We start from the raw sequence: 23421 nt of genomic DNA, 5'->3' as shown, positions 1-23421 counted from the left end.
ATTTTTGTTTTAGCCCAAGTGCGGTAGATGAAATCATCAATTACCGCACAGATAAATTACAGTGTTTGGCTATCCAGTTGTAACAGGTGAGACTGTGCCTCTACTTCCCATGAAGCTGTAGTTTCTGGTAATTTATTTAGCTGTACTGCATCTTCTAAAGTCCAACAACGAGATCCGGTCAAACTCATGTCACCTCGTAGAACATTTAATAACTGGGGCAGATTGTTAAGACCGGATTTACGCATCCAACGCCCTAGCGGTGTGATGTTGTGCTTTGCAGTTGGGCAAAACCTCATCACCCGAAAGAGTTTACCCCGTTCTCCAACACGCCACTCAGGGCAAAAAAGTGACCCTGGCGAGTAAACCTGCATTAATACAATCAATCCCAACATGACTGGACTTACTAATAGCAGCAACACGAAAGCAGCAATCCAATCAATTAGTCGCTGCAATTGTCTCAAGGGCTGGTTAGGTAATTTATTACCAGCGGGTATGCTTAGGAATATTGGTTTTTGAGCTTCTTCACATGCATCTGCCCAAAACCTGAGTAAAGCTTCGCCCAGCTTTGGATCTATACTTACCAAACTTACAGGAGAATGTTGTAAGCATTCTACTAGCGATCGCTTACTATCTAATGAAGGCAGATATGGTTGTTTCACTCGTCCAAGCGGCTTCACCAACAGCTTGCCTCGTCGCCAATAGAGTGTGCAGTTCCCACGATTATCTTGCTGTTCCTGGGTTACATCATATAAATTATCTAGAGTTGGAATTATTGAAGTTGTCATAATGTCTTTGGGTTGATACAGGAGTGAATTACTGAGGCGTTATCAAAGGCTATTAATGCCAAAGACCCAAATCCGAATCTTGTTGTAAGTCCAAAAATATGCTATAGTATTTGCCACTCAGCCAAGCACGTATTGCGTAGAATTCTGCTGGTGTAGAGATTTACAAATTAGACAGATACTAATTACATAGGTAGCAATCACCGCTACTATTAACATTCATGGGCAAATCTTGATTTTCCGGAAACTACTGACAGTAGAGAAGTGTAGAGAGAAATTACCCATGAATCTATATCTACGTTTAATTACGCTGAGGTGTTCATTGTCTCGATAGATTTGAAAAACCAGTCTGCTCTTGTCTTCTAGCCTTTATGAAGGTGCTTTAATTTCTAGAATATAAGACTCTGTAGAAATAGCGATCGCTCAAATAACTTCTTTATTTATTCTTTAAAGAGTCAGTGATTTCTCTGAAAATCTGTGAAGATAGCATAAATCTACTGAAATTTTCCCGATCCCAATAAGGGACTCCCAAATAAAAAAATATACAACTATTTATTGTGGGGTGGGCGTCTCGCCCGCCCATAGTCAAAGGCGGGCAAGATGCCCACCCCACAAGATTGGATAATTTATTTCTTAGAAGTCCCTAAAATTAAATTTTGATTATAAATCCAAAAGGCAAAATCCCCGACTTCTCTAAGAAGCCGAGGATTTATCATCTAGCTGTACTAGCTACTTTTCTACAGCTTGTCGCAGAGCTAATTGCTGTTGTTTGACATAAGGTACGTAATTACTGCTAGAGTTTGATACCCCATTAGCTACAACCCCAATCAGATTTAACTTACTCAGCATGGCTGTCGCTTGATTAAGCTGACTTCGCGTTACAATCCCAATGCTTGCCACCATGACCACGCTACGACAAGATGATGCGGTAAGCATGGCATCCACCAAGCCGAGAACTGGCGGAGCATCTATCAGTACCAAATCATAGTTTTCTTCAAATGCTGCCATTAATTGCATCATCCGAGGGGAACTCAACAGATTGGCTGGGTCAGCAGGTTTGGGGCCAGCAGTCAAAATATCGATGTAAGCGGAACCTGCGTATTGAAGACTAATCTGGTTGGGTAGACTTGCATCACTCGCCAATAGAGTTGAAAGCCCCTGCTCATTAGGAAGATTCAGTTGGTGGTGCAAACTGGGATCGCGTAAATTGGCATCAATCAGCAGTACCCTTTTGTGTAAACGGGCAGCACTCATTGCCAAACCCAAAGCCAAAGCTGATTTACCCTCATCGGCTAAAGCCGAGGTGATCATCAAAGATTTTAAATTAGTAACAGTATTTAAAAGTTCAATGTTTTTGTAAATCAGATCCAGCGATTCCCAACGCGGTGGAGATTGCAATACCTGAATTGTCCAGGGAGCGAGAACTTCTGGCTTGCCAAAAGGCAATTTGATCGTTGATTCTCTGGGTTTGGCTGGCGGTAACTTGGGAGTTGTTCCCAACAACGGCATCGCCATTTGCTTCTCTAATTCAGCAGTGGTGTGAACTGCATCATCAGCCGATTCCCGAATAAAGGCAGCAATACCTCCTAACATTAACCCAACCACAGCACCTAACAGCAAGTTCTGCTGGAGATTGGGGCCTAATTGTCCGCCTTTTTGAGGTTCTTCTACAACTTCCCAATTAAATCCACCCTTGGAAAGTTCTTGCCGCAATTGCTGCTCTGCTCTTAAAAGCTGCTCTAACCTTTCACGGCTAAATTGCAACTGCGGTAGCATCCGATTGTAATAAGCTAAGAGAGGCGGGAAGCGTTTGATTTCAAAACGTAGCTCGTTTTCTTTCTGAGCCAAAGTTTGATCGCGAGCAGTTAAAGCAACTATGGTTGTCTGCGTTTCTACTAACTGACCGGCAAGGCTAAGATCGATTTGCCCAAGCTGTCCTTTTTCGAGAAGAGAGTCTCCATTCGTGAATGCACCAGCAGACTTTCCGCCTAAAGTTCTTCCTACCTCTTGTTGCAATAATTCCTTCTGGCTCTGAAGTTGTTCTTTGAGCTTTTGCACGCTCGGAGTTTGATCTGTAAAGCGTAAGCGTTCTTGTGCTAGTGCCAGTTCGCTTTTTTGGATTTCGTTTAGTAAGCCTTGATAGCGAGTAGACTGACTCAGACGAGAAGCAACTAGAGCATTTTGAGGAGAACGGTTAAGTTGTTCTTCCAAAGATTTTTGGCGTGCCAAAGCCTCACCATACTGAGCACGAGTTGTCTGTCGTTCTTGGGCAATATTGTTCAAAGCTGTCTCAATCGCTTTGGCCTGTGACTCTGGATCGATTAAGTTCTGATTTCTGCGGAACCTCTGTAAATTTGTCTCAGCAGCGTTTACTTCTTCGCTGGCTTTACTTAACTGTTCCCTGATAATTTGCAGACCTTTCTGTAAACGCGAACTCTGTTGTTGTTTGTTATATTCCACATAAACTTGTCGAATTGCATCCAGAACTTTTTGGGTTTTTTCTGGATCTCCAGCAGTGTATTCAACTTGAAATATTTTAGTAGCGACATTATCTTCTTTGCTCCTTAATTGAGTTAAGACTAAAGAAGCTTTAATTTCAGCTGCACTGATATCTGGATAATTAGACTGAAGTTTATCAACTGCTTTTTGGATGAGTCCCGAACTTTGCATCAAGTTAAGCTGGGTAGCAGTATCTATGACCACGTTAGAGTCAGTATACTGATTGTCTACCCCCGCAGCACCTTCTGTTTTACCTTGATAGTTAGGTTCTACTAGCAGTTGCATGGAACTTTTATAAGTAGGCTTTGTCTTCAAAGTTACCATGCTTGCAATAGCAAGAGAACTAATCAATACTGCTAAAAACCAAGGAAATCTCCGCACAAATACGGCAAACATTTGTCCGTAACTTGGCTCACTTTCAGAAGCTGGAGTTATATGAGGATTTAGACTAGTTTGAACCACTTTTATTATCCTTGTCTTCGAGACTTACGCTAAGAGATTCCCCGAATAAATACCTATTTTTTTAACGAACTACCAACGCACAGCGTCCCGTTAGAGAAGGATGCCAAGGAGGAGAGTGTAAATAAATAGGTAATCTTATAGTGAGAAGAGATTCCGAAATCAAATGAATAATTGATGCACGCCACAAGCCTGGTTAATAATTTGCTCAACCTTACCAAAGAATGCATTCTCTGAAAAGTTTGCTACTGCATGATTACGGATGCGATCGTAATCCCAAGAAATGCCATTGGCTTCTAGTAATGCAACTTGTAAAGATTCGGGTGTTTGTCTTTTGAAGAAGACTCCTGTTTCACCTGGAATTTGAGTATCTAATACTCCACCTGCTCCATAGGCGATGACTGGTGTGCCACTGGCGTTAGCCTCTACTGGAACTAAACCGTAGTCTTCTAGGGCTGCGACAATAATAGACTTGGCTTTGGAAAACAAGTCTTTGCGGGTTCTATCACTTACGTGTCCCAAGAACACAATATTTTGTAATGCTTTTGATTTTAACCGTGCTAGTTCTGGCCCGTCACCTGATATTAATAACCGCCACCCTAACCAATTAAAAGCTTCGACTATTATATCAAGTCGCTTATAACTGATCATCCGGGCGGAGGCCAGATAATATTCATCTTTTATATTTGAAAAAAGAAATTTACTAGTATCAATTGGATAGTTTACCATCATTGCCTTTTTGCCATAAATATTTTCAATACGGCGGGCAACAACGCTGGAATTAGCAATGTAAAGGTCAGGTTCCTGTGCATATTTCAGGTCTACCTTTCTCATAATTTGGAATATTTGTTCGATTAATGGAGCAAAATATCTATAATCTCCATACTCTCTTAAATAAGTTGCTGTATCCCATAAGAAACGGGTAACGTTATGGCAAAAGCAAATGTGGCGGGCATTGGGATTTTTTCGCACTGCTTTGGCGAAGCTGGTGCTACTGCTAATAATTAAATCGTAGTCTTGCAGATCCAAGGCACGAAAGGCAGGAAAATATAGAGGAGCCATCGACCGGAAATATTTTGCTGCACCAGGAATCTTTTGTAAGAAGGTTGTGTTGACTATGCGATCGCCTAGATCGATAGTTTTTTGGGGATCGTACAAAGATGTGAAAATATCTGCTTCGGGATAGCGCTTACAAAGCAGTTCAAACACACGCTCTGCCCCACCTCGCTGGGTTAAATAATCATGGACTAGAGCAATTTTCATGAATTTGACCTAAAGTTTCGATCGGGTTTGTTTGAACCTCCCCAGCAAGTTACTATCAACAACTTTAGTGTTCAGCAGTATAGCTTCCTATCCTCTTGACGAAATTCTTGTGACAAATACGTTGGTAGGGGCCTCGGAGATCCCCCCAACCCCCCTTAAAAAGGGGGGCTTCTTCTTCTTTTTACCCCCTTTTTAAGGGGGTCGCCGCAGGCGGGGGGATCTTATCCGAAACGTATTAGGGGCGTACAGCTGTACGCCCCTACAGCCAATTGATTTGTTGCGAATATTTTTGGAACCGATATTATCCAACTGCTACTAAGATTTTTTCTGGAGCGAAATAAGTGTTTTGCTCAGATCGTAGTCGATCGCAGAGTCTGCCTTCGGGTAATTCTACATCCTCGTAGGTGAGGACTCGATCCTTAGAAATATCTCGTTTGAGGCGGCACCCTTCAGCTAGACCGATTGGTAGAAGATTTTGCTGTTGGACAATATCAGAATTTTCACACTGTCCGTAGGTCATGTAGTAGCCGATGCCATCTAAGGTTTCTCCTGCTTTCAGGTCGATTTTGGCGGTGGTGATAACATCTACTAGCGGGCCTGCGAGTGGAGACATAACGGCATCACCGAATAAGACAGCACGCGCTACGGACAAGGGAACTTCAAAATGACAGAGGTGATAAGGAGTATAGAAGCTGTAAAGTGGGCCTTCGCCTAATTTATATAAGTTGAGATAGTGCTGTTGCTTGGGGTCGTCGTGAGTGGCAAATACATATACGCCTGGGCCTGGTTTTGCTCCAACTACATAATCGACAATGCCGCCCAGTTCTTTGAGTTGTTCAACATCATATATATGGGCCATTTCATCGACATAACCGTTGAAGTCATATCCCAGCATTCCCCGTTTGGCGACTTTCATGCCTGTGGCATTGGCAACGATCGCTTGCTCGAAGGAAATTTTGGTTCCGTCGGCAAAGCTAGCCACCATGTGGGGCTTTTGACCCCAACGTTTAGCAAATCCTTCCTGGGTGGTGGGATTGCGATAGGGGTCTTGGAGTCCTTTAATATTACCGCACAATAAGGGAGTTAAACCAATGCTTTTTACAAAGCGGTAAAGGTTCATTTGTACCCCTGGCTGATCGCCATCACAAGCGCTGAGAATGACGCCTGCTTTGTCGGCATACACTTTCAGGATGGGGCCAATGGTGCCATCGAGTTCGGCATTCATCATGATCACATGTTTGCAATGGGCGATCGCTTCCATAACGATATGAGCGCCAAATTCCACTGCACCTGTGACTTCGATTAATGCATCGATCCCTTCGGCCCGACACAGTAACTTAGCATCTTCTGTGACTGCATATTTACCGTTAGCGATCGCATCTTCTAATTCGCTGACAGTTGCAACAACTTGAATATCTTCAATTCCTGCTTCCGAATAAGCTTGTTTAGCTGCATCAATCTGACGATTGGAGATAGCAACTAACTCCATTCCTGGCACTGAATTGACAATTTGGTTGGCAATTCCTCGACCCATAAAACCAGCACCAATCATTCCCACCTTGATAGGATTTCCTGCTGCTGCACGGGCTTGTAAGGCGCGATCGATAATAATCATGAACTAAACTCCTTTTTGGAACTGTTGGTTGTGATACAAATTCTCTATAAACTTGCACTTAATAATTTTTACAACTAAATATTAAGTACATTTTCATGGGAATTAGGATTAACTATGGCTAATAACTGGTTCTTTGCTAGATGCTATAGAAGCAGTCTGTTTTTTCTGGCTGTGATTTTCGATAATTTGCTCCACAGCATTTCTGTAGGCTTGGGCAAACTTTTCTTTGGTATGATTTGCTCTTGCATATTCCCATGCCTTCTGAGACATCAACTTTAGGTCTTCAACAGGCAAATTGGAAATACTTCTAACTTTCGCCTTAATTTCTTCAAGGGAAAGATTATCGAAAATCACACCAAAATCATGAACATCAACACCAGATTCGTAACTTAAAATCGGGATTAATCCGGCTTGCAAGCTAGTTATTACTGCTCCTGCTTGTCCCTCAGAAACGGAAGGATAAACAAGCCCCAAACAGTTATTTGTAATCTTTAAAAAGTCAGGACTGCTAACATCAATCCACCCATAGGTGTGGATGTTGGGTGTTTTATACAGTTCTTTATAGAAAGCCTGCTCAAATTCTTTGTCATTGCTTACCGGGCCACAAACTGTTAAATGGTATTCCGGCATTTGGGCAAAGGCATCTAAAACCAAGTCTAATCCTTTAAGAACTAGAGCGCTACCACCAAACCAGAGAAAATTCTTTCTTACCGCTTCAAAGTCTTTCTCCTCAGGAGAGGGATAAACGTATGACGAAGAAATAGGAATACGATACATTGGTTTGTTGGCATATTTGAACGTATCAACTGTGAAATTGTTGCCCAATACGGTAGCGTAATCGGCATATTCAATCCCCAAGTTGGGCGTTTCAAATCGCTGTGGACGTAGGGTAATTCCTCTGCGATGTTGGAGTTCTAGAAGTCTGTTGCATTCAGCTGCATTGCGAAACACCATGTTGGCAATGTCAACGTGGAAAATCTTGATGCAATCTTTATTCAGTTTTGGTGCAAGCGCTTCTAGACGATGGCGGATATCAATGAAAAATGCGTAATCTTTTTGAGGAACGAATTTATCATTATGGAACTGGATGACATCAACGTTATAGCCCATGTCTAAAAAAGTTTGGGCGATTAGTAGACATTCCCAGTTCCAACTCTGGTCATTGGGGATAGGCTGACCTGGTTTGATGAGAAATGGTTCAATCCGATAAGAAAGAAGTACATTTCCTTTGGAAGGCTGTTTTGGCTTTAGGGAAACAACTTGTAAGGTCTTAGCGTAATTGATGCGAGCTTGGACTTTTTTGGAGACAAAAGAGAAACTGTTACCGACACGAGATAGAATTTTATTTGGCATTTATTTCTACCTAAATTTATTATTTTTCACTCACATAGAGATAGAGCCTATATTTATCTGGAAACTGTACCGCCAACTGTCATCATTCTCAACAAAGGCCAATTTAAATCTTTCTCAGATATTTCAGTCACATCTAGAGGCCAATCAATGTTAAAAAATGAGTCATCGTAACGTAAACCCTGCTCATATCCAGGCGTATAAAATTCACCTACTTGATACACAACTTCAGTATCATCTGTGAGTGCTTGATAACCGTGAGCAAACATTTCTGGAACATACAAAGCGCGACGGTTTTCTGGGGTTAGCTCTACACCGATGTGTGATAAAAAGCTAGGAGATTCAGGACGCATATCAATAATTACGTCATAGATAGCGCCTTTAGTACAGCGAATTAATTTCGTTTCTGCTGCTGGGGCACTTTGATAGTGCATTCCCCGGATAGTGCCTTTTTTGTAATTAAAAGACAGGTTACATTGGGCGACTGTTGGCTTTAAGCCGCGTGCTTCAAATTCTTGAGCGCAGAAAGTCCGAGCAAAAAAACCACGATGGTCTGGTTTTTCTTCTAAGTCAATAATGTATGCGTCTTTGAGTGCAGTTTCGGTGAAAATCATATGATTCCTTTGAGATGAATGTTGAGTAGAGAAAATAACAGTAATAAACGTGAATTTAATAACCTACAATTTCGTAGAGTGCGTGTAACCAACCCTACGAAAGGTTATTAGGTTGGAACTTTAATTGCATCTGATGAAGAACGTAACTCTGCTCTGGGATAAGTATCATCCCAGTATTGGGTGCAGAGGTCTGGTCGTTCGGGGGGGTTGGCGGTGTAACAAAAGAATAGTGCTGACCGTTCTTCTGTGCGGACTGTGCCGTGATGCAAAGCGTTTTTCGTATCTACAATAATGACTGTACCTGCTGGGCCTGGGCAGGATTTCCAAGCTGATTTGGGGATAACTGGTTTTACTTCTTCATCATCGATACCCATATAGCCAGACTTCCAAAGTTTGTAATAAAGTCGAAAATAATTCCAACTAAATAAGGAAGTTAGAGAGCGGGGAATGTATTCAAAAGGCCCAGTTTTTTCTTCTACATCATTCAAGTAAATAAAGATTTTGATAATGCGACGGTCTTCTGCATCGCTATGCCATAACAGCGTCCCAAACTGATGTCTACTAGGAAAATCTTTACGTAGATGTACACCATGAAAAGCAATAGGAAGACCTATATAATTTTCGATGATGTTGACCAGTCTTTTCTCAATTCCCCAGGCATAAAATTCTGGTAAACCTGTAACTGTAGAAATTTGTGGTAACTTTTCATCTAGATGGTCGTTGTTGGGATTTTCCATCTCAGACAATTGATGATAAGCAGCTTTTAGCAGTTCTGAGCTAGAATTTAACTCTAAATCTGCCAATGTTGTGAGGCAAACGCCATCTTTTTTGAGAGCATTCAGGATGTTGCGATCGCGCCCTTCCAATGCTGGCAAATTCCTGCTATGCTTCAAACGGGCCGCGTAGTATTCAAAGTCAGAAGACAGTGTAGATATTTTGCGTTTAATTGCACTAAACATGTCGTACATCCTTTCTATTTTTGATGTATATTTATCAGTAATTTAGTAGTTTATGGCTTATAGCTCTGCATTTCTTGAGTAGGGATTTCACTTGATTCTGGTAACCCGAACTCTTTAGAAACCATCACATCAAAAGCACACAAACTGACTAAAGCCAAAAATGGAATTACTGTCTTGATGGCGGACATAGGCCATCTTCTTAAAGCACCTAAGAAAACTTTCAAGTTGACTTCTTTACCATTCTGCAAAAGCATCCGTCTGCAAAACTGCTTAGAATATCCACTCTTCTCCAATTTCAAAATCACTTCGGGTATGTGTTTGTATTGCATTAACAGTGCAGATTTGGGTTCTTTCTGCCAATAACTCACGCCAACAACACATTCTAAATAAGTTTCTTTAGTGACAATTACACTGCCATTAGCAGCACAATACCCGGCTAAATATGCTAAAGATATCCAGTTATTCTCAGCATCTTGCCAATTTTGTAGAGCGCGTTTTACTAGGTCAGTACGGTAGACTGTAGCAGTCAGAAAAATAACTGCGCCGACACTTTTTGAGAAACAATGTTCAAATATAGCTTTACCATCACCATCGCCATCTTCACTATCTATATCAAACCAACGATTACCAATAATTGTGGGTGGATGAACTGGTTCGCCAGTAATTTGGTTACGACCGGAAAAGTTGAGGAATAATAATGATAAATTTTCATGCTGCTTGAGTTTGCTAATCACATAAGCAATGGCTCTATCTTGAATTGGGTCATCATCACCAATTGTCCAAACATATTTTGTTGTTGTAGAATTTAGGCAATACATAATATTTTTGACAACGCCTAAATTTTTAGGGTTTTTATTTGATTTAAATGTGATATTGCTAAGTGCTAATTGCCATTTTTGGATCGTCTCCTGAGTATTATCTGTCGAACAATTATCAGAAACTAAAATTTCACAGTCATCTTCAAAACCTTTAATAGCTTGAGTCAGCCATGCTAACTGTTTATCAAGTAACTCAGCACGATTATAAGTCGGTATAGCAATGGTCAGTAATTTATACATGGCAAGAAAGAGTAATTAAATTGGTATATGAGAAGTTACTGGTAATATTTGGTGTTAAGAATAGCTGGGTAATTAACACACTAAAATATAGGCTATTCTCTAGCTTGTTGTGTGGAAAAAATTGCCCAAGCTGATAGACTTAATAAACGTAAGTAAGGAATAAATATCTTTATTGTCAAGAAAGGCCAACGTTTTAAAGCACCTAATAAGATTTTCAAGTCAGTTTTTTGTTGGAAATTCTGCCAAATCATTTCCTGACAAAATTTCTGAGGATATCCTACCCCTAGTAGTTTTATATAAACTTCAGGTATGTAAGCATATCGCATTCTAAAGTTCCATGTTGGATCGAGATCCAAAAGGCTAGCACCCATAGTACACTCTAAATAAGTATCTTTAGTAACCATGACACTTCCATGAGCTGCACAAAAGCCAGTCCAATATGCTTGAGATGCCCAATTACTAGTAGCAGATGGCCACTTTTGTAAAGCTTGTTGTACTATATCTGTGCGATAAATTGCTGCTGATATAAACAGTACACCACCAAAATTTTCGTTCAGATAACCTTGGAATACAGCTTTACCATCAACTCTCGGTTCGTCATTATCGCTATTTAACCAGCGTTCTACAACAAGTTGACCTGTTCGTTTTTGGCGACCAGAAAAGTTTAAAAATAATAGCGCTAAATCTGAATGCTTTTTTAGTGTTGTTAACACATAATCTAGGGTTCTGTCCTGAATTGGGTCATCATCGCCAATTGTCCAAATATATTTACTAGTTGGGGCTTTTAAGCAACAAGCAATATTACCCATTACCCCGATATTTTCGCTATTTTTATTAGACGTGAATGTAACATCATTGAGAATTAGCTGCCACTTTTTAATTATTTCTTGGGTATTATCCGTAGAAGCATTATCAGAAATAAATATTTCGCAGTCAAACTCAAAGCCTTTAATAGCTTTAGCTAACCAAGTAAGTTGTTTATCTAGAAGCTGGGCACGATTAAATGTAGGAATAGAAATGGTTAGCAATTTATTCATATTAAACTCAAATTCATACTTAATAATCACTATTAACAAGCTGGTTTAATAAAATTTTGTGCTTCGGCATCAAAATATTTATAGGGTGTGCGCCTTTTAATTACTTTTCATTTTTGTTATCAGCACAATCATAAAATTAGTAATAAAAGGCGTTAAGGTGCTTATATCTAGTAATTACGACGCAATTAAAAGCCTATCCGGAACAGGAGTTGGATAAATTTTTACTTCAGGAATTGGTACTAAAAACTGTCCGCCCCAATCGCCAATAAATGCCATTTGTTCCATAATTTCTTCTTTGAGATTCCAAGGTAAAATTAGGACATAATCTGGTTTAGTTTCGCGGATTTTGTCTGGTTCAAAAATAGGAATATGAGTTCCAGGTAAAAATAAACCTTGCTTGTAGGGATTGCAATCTACTGTGTAATCGATAAAATCTTTACCAATCCCACAGTAATTGAGCAATGTATTACCTTTAGCTGGTGCACCATAACCAGCAATTGATTTACCTTCTGCTTTAGCCCTCAAGAGAAAATTTAATAGCTTGCGCTTCGTTTCTTTGACCTTTTCGGCAAATGTAATATAAGTCTCTATCCGATGCAGTCCAGCAGCAATTTCTTTTGCTTTTAGATAGTTAACTCGGTCGCTGATACTGTGATTAACAACGTGGTTATGTTTGGCATAAATTCTTAGTGAACCGCCATGAGTCGATAATTCTTCTACATCAAAAAGTTGCAATTTATGCGCTGTAAAAATTTTTTCGATAGTGAGGAATGAGAAGTAAGAAAAATGCTCGTGATAAATGGTATCAAACTGATTTTGCTGAATAAGTTGTAAAATATGAGGAAACTCCATCGTCAAAATACCATTAGGTTTGAGGATGAGTTTCATTCCAGCGATGAAATCGTTTAGATCCGGTACATGAGCTAAAACATTATTACCTATCAAAAGGTCAGCTTGTTTTCCTTGTATCACGAGTTCCTTCGCAGTTTCAACTCCAAAAAACTTGTTGATACTAGGAATGCCTCTGGCTTCAGCAACCTTGGCGATATTTGCTGCTGGTTCTATTCCTAAAACAGGGATTCCTTTCTCTAAAAAATATTGTAGCAAGTAGCCGTCATTACTGGCAATTTCAATAACTTGGTTATGATGATTAAAGCCAAACTTTTCTACCATCATATCGGTGTAAGCTTTGGCATGTTTTAGCCAACTTACTGAGTATGAAGAGAAATAAGCATAGTCGCTAAAAATATGATCTGGAGTTTCAAATTGTTCTAATTGAACTAAGAGTGTGTCTTCAGAGACATAAGCGTGGAGAGGATAAAATTTTTCTGCATTATTTAGCTGTTCTGCCCTCAGATAAGCATTGGCTAAAGGTGACATTCCTAGATCGATAAAGGTTTGGTGCAGAGGTTGACCACTGAAACGACATTTTGCGATCGCCATAAACTTAACTCACTAATTACAAATAATTTGATAGATGGGATAAGTCCGAAACAAATATTATTGTTTTCGGAATAATTGATATTTTTGTGGTGCTAATAGTGTGTAATTTTTGATTTAATGTATTCGTAGTTTGCACTTTAGACTTAAAGCATAAACTACGAATAATTTAGATAATTAAATTATTTACGCACTACTAGCAAACTCTAGTTACTTTTTATTCCAAAAGAAATCTTTGTCAATTTGCTCGGTGCGAATTAGATACTCTAGTTGTTTTAAGCGGGTAAATCCTCTAAACAAGAAAGTATCTTCAGCCATGTGTATTTGGCTGAATAAATCAAATAACTGCTGGGCACCAAGTCGGGCATTCCAATCACACTTAAATCCAGGTAGGATTGTGTTGATTTTCTCGAACGATACCCGATAGCTACGGTTATCTGAGCCGTTGTCACCAAAGGACAATTTACAATCTGGGAAAATATCAGCAATAATTTCCGCGATTTCTTTAACGCGATAGTTGTTTGCTGTATCTCCCACGTTGAAGATTTGGTTATGTACAATGTCCCGTGGTGCTTCCAAGGTGCAGACTATTGCTTTGCAAATATCCAGTGCGTGGACTAATGGACGCCAAGGTGTACCATCACTGGTCATTTTGATTTGTTTACTAGTCCATGCCAAGCCTGCTAAGTTGTTTAAAACAATATCAAAGCGCATCCTGGGAGAAGCACCAAAGGCTGTAGCATTCCGCATAAAGGTGGGAGAGAAGTCATCATCAGCGAGTGGTGTGACATCTCTTTCTACGAGAGTTTTGCATTCTGCGTAGGCTGTTTGGGGATTAATTGGGGATTCTTCTGTGACATCACCTGCGGTAGCAACACCGTAGACACTGCACGAAGACATATATACAAAACGACGCACACCCATAGCTTTAGCTAGGCTAGCTAGACGAACTGAACCTACATGATTAATTTCGTAGGTAATATTGGGTGCTAATTGTCCGGCTGGGTCGTTGGAGAGTTCCGCCATGTGAACTATTGCTTCAACACCTTCCAAATCTTCAGGGGTGATGTTGCGGATATCTTTATTGAGGGTTTTCGGTGTCACCCCATTAGCGTTGTACAGCCAACCAACTTTATAAAAACCAGTATCTAGACCGATAACTTCATGTCCCCGTTCAATTAACAGAGGGGGTAATAACGAACCAAGATAGCCTTCTGTTCCAGTTACTAATATTTTCATTTTGGTTAATGCCTTTGTATTGATGAGTTAAATTCTTCGTTTAGTAGGGGCGCACAGATGTTCGCCCTAAATGGTGTTGCATCCAACAGGGAACCGCTTTTTCGTTTGTATGCAATAGATAGTCCTCACTTTCATTCCTCTCTCTTAAGAGGAGAGAGGCTTTGAATCTTACTCCCATTCCCTTGTAGGGAAGGGGTTGGGGGTTAGGTTCAAGCTAGAAGCGCTATATATAACTCGGCTAACAGTCATTACATAGTTTGCCGACTAACCCATTGGGTAGCAGCACTCTATAGCGGTTCTTAATTGATGCACTACACTTTTTTATTGTGGGATGGGTATCTAACCCGTCCCTTATATTTTCAGGCAGGCAAAGATGCCCACCATACAAGATTCATCCTTAAATTCAGCAGCCCGGAAGTAATAACTATGCTATCTATGCAATTACTGCACTGTTTAGATGCGAGAACTGGGGAATTTCTGCCACAAGCGCTTTGCCAATTTCGAGAGAAGATGTGGCCGCAGGAGAAGGAGCATTGCAAACATGAATGGAGTTTTGACCGGAAACAATCAAAAAGTCGTCTACAAGCTTGCCATCGTTCATTAAGGCTTGAGCGCGGACTCCTGCATGGGTGGGAACTAAGTCTTCTGCTTGCACTTCGGGAATTAGTTTTTGCAAACTTCTGGTGAAGGCTGCTTTGCTAAAGGAACGAATGATTTCTTGGATGCCTTCGTCAGCGTGTTTGGCTGCTAATTTCCAAAAACCGGGATAGGTAATGACTTCAAGAAAATCCCGTAAGTCAAAGTCAGTTTTTTTGTAACCTTCACGTTTGAGCGACAGAACCGCGTTTGGCCCTGCATGGACGCTACCATCAATCATCCGGGTAAAGTGGACACCCAAGAACGGAAAATCTGGATTGGGAACTGGGTAGATTAGAGTCTTGACCAGATAGCGTTTTTCTGGGGTGAGTTCGTAGTATTCTCCCCGGAATGGGACTATTTTTGCTTGGGGTTCAACTTGACCTAATTTGGCAGTGCGATCGCTATGCAATCCAGTACAATTAATTACAAAGCGTGTTTCAAAGCTACCTTTGTTTGTTTGCAGTACCTGATTTTTACCGCTTGGGGAAATTTTCAGAACTTTTGTATTGAGGTGTAAGTCCCCACCCTGCTCTTGAATTAGCTGGGCATATTTGAGACAAACTTGCTTGTAATTAACAATACCAGTTGAAAATACGCGAATTCCACCTACACATCTTACATGAGGTTCAATTTCTTTAACTTCTTCGGGGCTAATTCTCTGGACTTTTATCCCATTGTCTAAGCCGCGTTTGTAGAGATTTTCTAAGCGTGGTAGCTCTTGTTCTTCAGTTGCAACAATTACCTTACCACAAACTTCATGGTCAATTCCATACTCTTGACAGAATTCTACCATTGAGCGAGAACCATCACTACAAAATTTAGCTTTGAAACTCCCTGGCTTGTAGTAAATACCAGAATGAATCACCCCGCTATTATTGCCGGTTTGGTGAAATGCCCATTGGCTCTCTTTTTCTAGTACTAAAATACGGGCATTGGGATAGCGTTTTCCTAAAGCCAACGCCGTTGAGAGTCCAACTATTCCCCCACCGATAATCGCAAAATCATACATTAGTATTATTCTAGTTGAAATTACTGTAAATCTATAAAGTCATTTGTCATGCGTCATTTGTCATTTAACTCCTGACTCATGACTTATAACTCTTCTCTTACCAAACTTTCCAAGGAGCCTGAGCGTTATTCCATAGCCCCTCTAGATAGTTTTTATCGCGTAAAGTATCCATCGGTTGCCAAAAACCCTGATGTTTGAAAGCAGACAGCTGTTCCATATCAGCTAGCTTTTCTAATGGCTCTTGCTCCCACACCGTAGAATCATCAGCAATCAAATTGATTACTTCTGGTTCTAGCACAAAATAACCACCATTAATCCAAGCTCCATCACCTTCCGGTTTTTCTCGAAAGCTGGTGATTTTAGTTTGCTCATATCCTAAGGAAATGGCTCCAAAACGTCCGGCTGGTTGAACGGCTGTGAGTGTTCCTAAGGTATTTTGTTGTTTATGGAATTTAACTAGCTCGGTGATATTAATATCACTTACACCATCACCATAAGTAAAGCAAAAAGTTTCATTACCAAGATGTTCGCTGATTCGCTTTAAGCGTCCGCCTGTCATTGTACTATCACCCGTATTCACTAAAGTGACACGCCAGGGTTCAGCATAACCAGAATGCACGTTCATCTGGTTAAAGCGCATGTCAAAAGTAACATCTGACATGTGTAAGAAGTAGTTAGCAAAATACTCTTTAATTATGTAACCTTTGTAACCACAACAAATAATGAAGTCATTAATGCCGTGAGCAGAGTAAGTTTTCATTATGTGCCAAAGAATTGGCTTACCACCAATCTCAACCATCGGCTTGGGTCTGATACTGGTTTCTTCACTGAGGCGTGTACCAAGCCCTCCAGCCAAAATCACCGCTTTCATGCAATTACCTCGGAGATTTGTAGGGATATTCTTATTTGACTTTTTCGAGATGAAGAGGATGCACTTGGATAGAGAAAAATTGATTTCTGTTTTGTTTTTCTCCGTCCATAATCTAACTATAATTTCTGGCAAAATTATGAAGGAAATATAAATTAAAATCTTTTCTATATAAAAGCTCTATGAATATCTATAAATAGGAAAATATATTACTCAACTCAATAAAAATTTTACCGATAAAAGAACTAGGATTAGCGTCAGCTAACCCTAGTCATGCTTGATTTTTTAATTAAAAAAAATACACGCCAGTAACAAAACTTACTTACTTTTTAGAGGATGTTTGAAAAGTATTGGGTGAATATAATTCGCTACTACGCAAGCAAATCCACCTCGGTGGAAATCATGCTAATTCAAAACTTTCTTAACCTGCGGAAGCAGGTTAAGTGGGAGCATCTCACCTTTGCAAATATACTTGGCGATTAGAAATCGCGGCTACACAAACCAAGTCCGCCTGCGCGGACTCAAGAAATTGGAAACCCACGGAGGTGGGTTTTGTCTGTATAGCCGTGAATTCTATTCGCCAGGGCTAGATATATTTTTACGAAAGTGAGATGCTCCCGGTTAAGTCTCGTGTAGTTACGAATTATATTCGCTCACGCAAGTAAGAAATTAGACTTTACAAACATCCTCTTAGTTAGTTTTTTCCACATTACTTGAACTGTTGAATAAAGGATCGCATTTGTTTTCTACGACTACACACATGTTACTGAGTGCTTGCTGATAGTTATCCATATCATCTTGCTCAAGGAAGATTTTGGCAGATGCCTGTATATCTTCGACAGCTTTCGTCTGGTTTTTGTTAGATTGACTACCGCCATATTGTGCAAGTTCATAGCGAACCATGCCTCGTTTGAGGTACACTTTTGCTAGTTTGGGGCTAATAGTTAATGCTTGGTTAAAATCAGCGATCGCTTGATTATATTCTTGCTCGTAATTGCTGCTATATTGAGCAATTTGATAATAGATAACACCCCGCTGAAAGTAAGCTTCTGCTTTGGATACATTAAGTTTTATCGCTTGAGTAAAATCTGCGATCGCTTTTTTGTAAGCTTGTTGAGATTCACCGCTGTATTTAGCCATTTGACCGAGGACAATCCCCCGTCTGATATAAGCTTCGATTTCATTATTATCCAGACCAATGGCGCGATTATAATCAGCGATCGCTAGATTATACTCTGTATCAGGATCGTTGCTATATTCAGCGAGCATATAGCGGGCATTGCCCCGATTTACAAGAGCTTTGGTTTGATTGGGGTTGATTTGGAGAGCTTGGCTATAATCTGCAACTGCTCCTTCGTAGTCTTTCAGGTTATAGCGGGCATTGCCACGATTTACAATCGCTCTGGCATGTGCAGGTTCTTGTTCAATTGCTCCGGTAAAGTTGGCAATTGCTTTTTCATAGTCTCGCTGTTTGTAAGCTGTATAACCTTGCTGATAGTAATCAGCGAAGCTAAGTTTGTTACTTGTCTGGCGTGACTTCAACGCTTGTTGAGTGTAAGCATTTTGGGAAACCAACGGCTGAGTAAATTTAATCATTACATCCGCATATCCCAATAAACCAAAACCCAATAAGCAAAAAAGAATCGGGTACAATTTTGACTTCTTAGCAGGTTTATAAGATGCACCGCTTGGGGTAATTACTGGCTGCCAATAATTAGCTAGGTGCGATGACATGGTTCGCTGTGGATAACGCGGTGTCTGGGTGTAGTGCTTTTTCGGTTTGATTCGCGGTTGGAGATGTTCTCTAGCTTCTATAGCCCGATGTGATGGGAAGGGGTCGCGTCCGCCTAATCGTACAGTCCGTTCGCACCACGGACAGCTACGCATGTGGTTGTTGTAGCGATGCTGGGGATTTGTCGTGCAGGTAATCAGGGAATCTTCAGCTTCAGCTATTGCTGAGAGCCAAGTCTGGGCATTGGGGCGCAACTGTGGGTTGTTGTGACCCTCTTCAAAACAACGGACAAATAGTTCTTGTAAGCTGGGATGGAGAATTTCCCAAGGGGGGGCAATGGGTGTAGGCAGGTAGGGTACGTGCCGCTTTTGACTGTAGGTGAAGTGACCCGATGCAATGCGGGCTTCGTAGGGTGGTGGCTCAATAGCGCCTTGAAAAATCCCCGAAAATGGGTGGGTGCCTTCCATTAAGAGTTGAAATACCAGCACCGCTAACCCAAATAAATCGTGAGAAATTTCGCGATCGTGTTGGGCAAAAGTTTTATTCTGTAGTTCCGGTGGGGTAAACTCTGGTTTACCTACTGGGCAGCGATAAACAACATTGTTGTTTGGGTCGAGGACTTGGAAAGAGTCTGTGTCTATCAAAGTCACCAGTGCTGTGTCACTGACGAGGATATTTGACTCGTTCACATCACCAATGCAATATCCACTAGCGTGCAAAGCTGCAAAAGCTGCCGCCAGGTTTCGAGCCGTGCGGAGCAGGTACTGATAGTTGAATAGGGGGCAGTGTTGGCGACGGGTTCTGGGGTTGTAAAAGTCGATGATTGGGCGCATCCCCTGAATACGTGGCATCAAAAAGCCCAGGATGCTATTTTTGCCATCTGCCGCCCGTAATAAATCCTCTGGCCAAGCGATAGAGATATGCCCCAAACTCGCCGTAGGGTTTTCTGGCGGGTTGGCAAGCATCGCTTGGAGTTTATCAGCATGGGCAGTCGTGGGTTTATGATAAATCTTCGCCACCAAGTTGTCATCGGATGGCACTGCATAAACACAAGCTTCGCCGCCACGCCCCAAACTGACATTGAGGCTGAGGATTTCTTTTCTAGGGGAACAACGTAGTACCTGCATAATGAAATTACCGCTAACGGAGTTATTTAAGATGTGAAACCTGTAAATTTTTTGCTTATGAGTTGTTGAATGCAGCTATAATGAGTGTCAAATCATCATCAGTGCGTTGCGTAATCCGCTCTGAGCGTAAAAATTTTACCAACTGATCCTTCGCTTCTGTCTTATCCTCGGCATTGGCTACGAATTCAAACAGTGGAAAAAAGAAGGGTTTGTGAGGTTCTCCAACAACCATATTCAAAGCCAGCATTTGTAGTCCGTCGGTGATGATACCAACATTTACTATGTCTGTACGCCAGACTCTCATCTGCGCTGTATCTAAGGCATTAGGCGAAGTTAAAAAAGTGGTGACGTTAATGTATTCGCCGCTGTCAGGCATAGTCAGTGCCAGAAGGTTGCCCATGCCATCTTTTGCCACTGCCAAACCATCACCTATCTGTGCCACAGCCACAACTTCTGGTGTGGCGATCGTCATGATTAAGGTAGTTGCTAAATCTTGAGGCTGTTTGTCACAACTGGCCGCCTCATCTTCCACAGCTTTTTTGGCAGCTAGCATGGCATCATTTAAAAGCGATCGCACATAGGCATCATCAGTCAAAGTTTTTTGGGTAAGTCCTTTGGTGGATATGTTTTCTATTGCTGTCTCCACAGCAACCATCGCTCCCACTTTCCCAAGACTAGCAGAACCCGCGCCATCTGCTGCGGCCGCCACTAAAACATTATCTGACAATATCTGCCAGTGATGAGCATCCTGACATAACTGCTTGTTTTTTAAGTGACTTGTACCACATACAGACGCAGCCACAATCCGCCATTGAGCAATCTGTTTTGATATGTTCATAGATTTTTTTTTCCAACAGCTAGCTGTGTAAACATCAAGCTGCGATCTTTAATTAAACAGTCCCCCAACCAATCGGCGGTAGTGCTACCTGTTCGTCCACCTGCGAATGGGAAACAGCTGACATACTAGTTGACAGCCAGACAAACATTTCGATAAAATTTAATCCTTTCAGCTTCAGGGGGGTACGTACAGTTATTTGATTTAAACGCGTCATGTTCGCATTTTCTACACCAACTGTAAAAAATGCTACACGCTTGTTGGCTTCATCTCCCTGTAAGCGCTGGGCTGCTTGCTCTACCACATGCTCTAACTCGCCTTGTGGTTCTCCATCGGTAATCATGAATACCCAAGGACGATAGTAAGCAATACCATTGGCACGATACTGAGATTTACGCTCTTGAATTATGTCTAAAGCTTTATGAATTCCTGCACCCATCGTAGTCAAGCCCTGCGCTGTCAAAATAGGGGGATTGAATTGATCGGCAGTCACAAAGTCTTGTACTACATTGATATTACTATCAAAAGTTACGATCGCCACTTCCACCCGTCTTGCAGCTAAAGAATTTTTAACTAATTCATCCTTTAAACTTAGTAAACCCTGATTTAAAGCCTCAATCGGATCTCCTTGCATCGAGCCAGATGTGTCTAGCAAGAGTACGCAAGGACAACGAGGTTCTGGGTTCTCAGCAAATTCTACTACTTCATCAAGTCTTAATGTATCATGCATAACTTTTTGTGTTATGTTAAAGTTCAAAGCTTTATTTCCCTTTTCTCAGAGTATATAATTCCAGTCGCCGAGGCGATTACAGAATATAGTATCTAGTGGTAGATGCTCTAATCTTTATTAAACAAATTATTTTCATGAAGTTCACTATATATTTAAGAAGAACTTGAATACAGCTTAGTTTAGCAAAAAAGAGTTTATCAAAACTCAGCATTACCTGTTGTAATGTATCTACCAAAAACTTATATCCCTTAAACCTACAGTACAATAAATACGTAAACTTTCCTATATAAGTTTTTAAAGATTTTATGTAGGAAAATCGTTCCTTTATAGAAAAGTGATTAACCATAATTAAGATCGTTAGCTTTAGAAGTATACCAGTGTAACTGCGCGAACTTTGAATCAAATTTGCCTGTTTAAATGAGTGGGCATAAATAAACGTCATTATTAGGTTCTTCAACCAATAGTTGTCAGTAGTGAGTAAAATCTAGAAATAACCAACATCTACTGATAGTGTAGCGATGATAAGTGTTTACCTTTATTCATACCCACTTACTTGTTTTTTGAGATAGTTTAAGTAGAACGTGCTAAATGTAACAGGCAAGTAAAAAAATTATAAATTTTAATATATATACATATTTTAAAAAAAATAATTTGTGCGTAGAGAAATATTACAAAGAAGAGAATACTTCATAGCTCATAATTTCACTTTACAAATATTCGGTTGTTGATTCCGCAAAAAAACTTAAAAAATATGAATAATTCAGGTACGTTCGCCAAACTACGTCCTCTAAGTTTGTTAAGACAGTTATCCAATTGCTCCGACAGCACTTGTTTACAAGCATTGAGTAACTCAGTTTCTTGGTCGATTTACCTAGAACAGGGAAAAATAACCTACGCTACCCATTCAGTGGAACCATTCGATCGGTTAGAACGTCATTTACGTCGTCTCAGCCATCAAATTCCTCTGCTTACCAGTGAGATTCGCGTTCAAGTACGCCTGATGTTTGAATCTGACTCACACAGTCAGTTAATCGAAGATGAGAGCAATTCCAGAAGCCACCCTCCTGAGTATCAGGCTATATCTTGGCTTGTTAGTCAACAACATCTACATTCTACACAAGCAGCAGTATTGATTCAAGAATTAGTTAAAGAGGTGATAGAATCATTTTTGCTAATCAAAGAAGGTAATTATGAATTAACAGAACCACTTAGTAAAATGCCAAAAATTTGTAGGCTAGATGTAGACAAAATTCTCGAACGCTGCCAACTAAGATTACAAAATTGGCAGGCTTTTGTTCCCCAAATTTCATCTCCATATCAACGTCCATACCTATTGATTAACAGCAAACTTGAGGAAAAAGATTTACCAAATCTTCAGCCAGATTTAACTAATTGGATGAAGGGTTTCAGCCTGTGTCATCTGGCTGCAATTTTGAATCAAGATGAAATCCAACTGGCTCGCAGTTTATACCCTTACATACTTAAGGGTGGGATTATCTTGCATGAACCCGATCCGCCATTTGATAAATTACCAAAAATATTTCAAGAGCGCTCGCTTTTCTCAAAATTAATTACAGAGTTAGTTGATTCCAAAGAAAAACTAAATAACACCGTCAACTTTTATCCAGAGATTTCTGAAGAGAATATAGCTCCTGTTCAACCATTACCTCAGATTTCCGATCCTCCCAAAGAAAGCTTTCAGGAACCAACAATATCAAATAACATAAATCCTGCTTCCCAAAGAGTAACGGCTGCTACTGTAACGGCACAAAAAGTCCAGAAAATTGTTTCTGTAGATGATAGCCCCACAATTCTCAAAGAAATTAGCTATTTCTTAGAAAATGAAAATTTTTCTGTAGTGACTATCAACGACCCACTAAAAGCAGTTTTATCAATTATAAGGCACAAACCGGACTTAATTTTGCTGGATTTAAACATGCTAGGAATCGATGGTTATGAGTTGTGTCGGATTATACGAAATAATTCCATTTTTAAGCATACCCCCATCATTTTTGTCACAGGGAGTAAAGGAATTATAGACAAAGTAAAAGCGAAATTGGTAGGGGCATCTGGATATCTGACTAAACCGTTTACCCGTACCGAGTTGCTAAAGATAGTCTTCATGCATTTGGCTTGAATTAACCACAAAATCTAACGACTTTGAGC

17 protein-coding genes are annotated in these 23421 nt (G+C 40.5%); 1 reads left to right on the top strand and 16 read right to left on the bottom strand.

Annotated features, from left to right (window positions below; all coding sequences use genetic code 11):
- Positions 1–56 precede the first annotated feature (56 nt).
- The 16 genes from hepC to V7L01_RS08360 all read right to left on the bottom strand — a co-directional run bounded on the left by hepC (position 57) and on the right by V7L01_RS08360 (position 21255).
- On the bottom strand, positions 57–785 hold the full coding sequence (gene hepC, locus V7L01_RS08435) for a heterocyst development glycosyltransferase HepC (RefSeq protein WP_335033673.1): 729 nt from the start codon (positions 783–785) through the stop codon (positions 57–59).
- Positions 786–1511: 726 nt separating this feature from the next.
- Positions 1512–3743, bottom strand: coding sequence for a GumC family protein (locus tag V7L01_RS08430; RefSeq protein ID WP_335033671.1), 2232 nt, complete (start codon positions 3741–3743; stop codon positions 1512–1514).
- Between the two features lie 159 nt (positions 3744–3902).
- Complete coding sequence (locus tag V7L01_RS08425; protein WP_335033670.1) at positions 3903–5003, bottom strand: glycosyltransferase; 1101 nt, start codon at positions 5001–5003, stop codon at positions 3903–3905.
- A 301-nt stretch (positions 5004–5304) separates the two neighbouring features.
- Positions 5305–6618, bottom strand: a complete 1314-nt coding sequence (locus V7L01_RS08420; protein ID WP_335033668.1) for an NAD(P)H-dependent oxidoreductase — start codon at positions 6616–6618, stop codon at positions 5305–5307.
- Positions 6619–6726: 108 nt separating this feature from the next.
- Complete coding sequence (locus tag V7L01_RS08415; RefSeq protein ID WP_335033666.1) at positions 6727–7971, bottom strand: glycosyltransferase; 1245 nt, start codon at positions 7969–7971, stop codon at positions 6727–6729.
- A gap of 53 nt (positions 7972–8024) precedes the next feature.
- Positions 8025–8582 carry a dTDP-4-dehydrorhamnose 3,5-epimerase gene (gene rfbC / locus V7L01_RS08410; RefSeq protein ID WP_335033664.1) on the bottom strand — a complete coding sequence of 186 codons (558 nt, stop codon included), beginning with the start codon at positions 8580–8582 and terminating at the stop codon, positions 8025–8027.
- 107 nt (positions 8583–8689) lie between these two features.
- Positions 8690–9541: a phytanoyl-CoA dioxygenase gene (locus V7L01_RS08405; RefSeq protein ID WP_335033662.1), complete on the bottom strand. Its 852-nt coding sequence runs from the start codon at positions 9539–9541 to the stop codon at positions 8690–8692.
- A gap of 50 nt (positions 9542–9591) precedes the next feature.
- Positions 9592–10599, bottom strand: a complete 1008-nt coding sequence (locus tag V7L01_RS08400; RefSeq protein ID WP_335033660.1) for a glycosyltransferase family 2 protein — start codon at positions 10597–10599, stop codon at positions 9592–9594.
- 92 nt (positions 10600–10691) lie between these two features.
- Positions 10692–11636 (bottom strand): glycosyltransferase family 2 protein, encoded by a 945-nt coding sequence (locus tag V7L01_RS08395; protein ID WP_335033658.1) that lies wholly within the window; start codon positions 11634–11636, stop codon positions 10692–10694.
- Between the two features lie 174 nt (positions 11637–11810).
- On the bottom strand, positions 11811–13079 hold the full coding sequence (locus V7L01_RS08390; RefSeq protein ID WP_335033657.1) for a class I SAM-dependent methyltransferase: 1269 nt from the start codon (positions 13077–13079) through the stop codon (positions 11811–11813).
- Between the two features lie 207 nt (positions 13080–13286).
- The gene (locus tag V7L01_RS08385; RefSeq protein ID WP_335033655.1) at positions 13287–14315 is read right to left on the bottom strand and encodes an NAD-dependent epimerase/dehydratase family protein; all 1029 of its coding nucleotides are present in this window, start codon (positions 14313–14315) and stop codon (positions 13287–13289) included.
- Between the two features lie 433 nt (positions 14316–14748).
- Positions 14749–15963: an L-2-hydroxyglutarate oxidase gene (lhgO, locus tag V7L01_RS08380; RefSeq protein WP_335033653.1), complete on the bottom strand. Its 1215-nt coding sequence runs from the start codon at positions 15961–15963 to the stop codon at positions 14749–14751.
- Positions 15964–16060: 97 nt separating this feature from the next.
- Positions 16061–16834, bottom strand: a complete 774-nt coding sequence (gene rfbF, locus V7L01_RS08375; RefSeq protein WP_335033651.1) for a glucose-1-phosphate cytidylyltransferase — start codon at positions 16832–16834, stop codon at positions 16061–16063.
- A 687-nt stretch (positions 16835–17521) separates the two neighbouring features.
- Positions 17522–19690 carry a tetratricopeptide repeat protein gene (locus tag V7L01_RS08370; protein WP_335033650.1) on the bottom strand — a complete coding sequence of 723 codons (2169 nt, stop codon included), beginning with the start codon at positions 19688–19690 and terminating at the stop codon, positions 17522–17524.
- Between the two features lie 55 nt (positions 19691–19745).
- The gene (locus V7L01_RS08365; protein WP_335033648.1) at positions 19746–20528 is read right to left on the bottom strand and encodes a PP2C family serine/threonine-protein phosphatase; all 783 of its coding nucleotides are present in this window, start codon (positions 20526–20528) and stop codon (positions 19746–19748) included.
- A gap of 52 nt (positions 20529–20580) precedes the next feature.
- Positions 20581–21255 carry a vWA domain-containing protein gene (locus V7L01_RS08360; protein WP_322719917.1) on the bottom strand — a complete coding sequence of 225 codons (675 nt, stop codon included), beginning with the start codon at positions 21253–21255 and terminating at the stop codon, positions 20581–20583.
- Positions 21256–22006: 751 nt separating this feature from the next.
- Between V7L01_RS08360 and V7L01_RS08355 the strand changes: the two genes are divergently transcribed.
- A complete protein-coding gene (locus tag V7L01_RS08355; RefSeq protein WP_335033646.1) occupies positions 22007–23392 on the top strand; it encodes a response regulator in 1386 nt (461 codons plus the stop codon).
- The last annotated feature ends 29 nt before the right edge of the window (positions 23393–23421 follow it).

The sequence above is a fragment of the Nostoc sp. genome, assembly GCF_036917095.1.
In the GTDB taxonomy this organism is placed as follows: domain Bacteria; phylum Cyanobacteriota; class Cyanobacteriia; order Cyanobacteriales; family Nostocaceae; genus Nostoc.
This window is presented reverse-complemented; position numbering and strand designations above follow the sequence as displayed.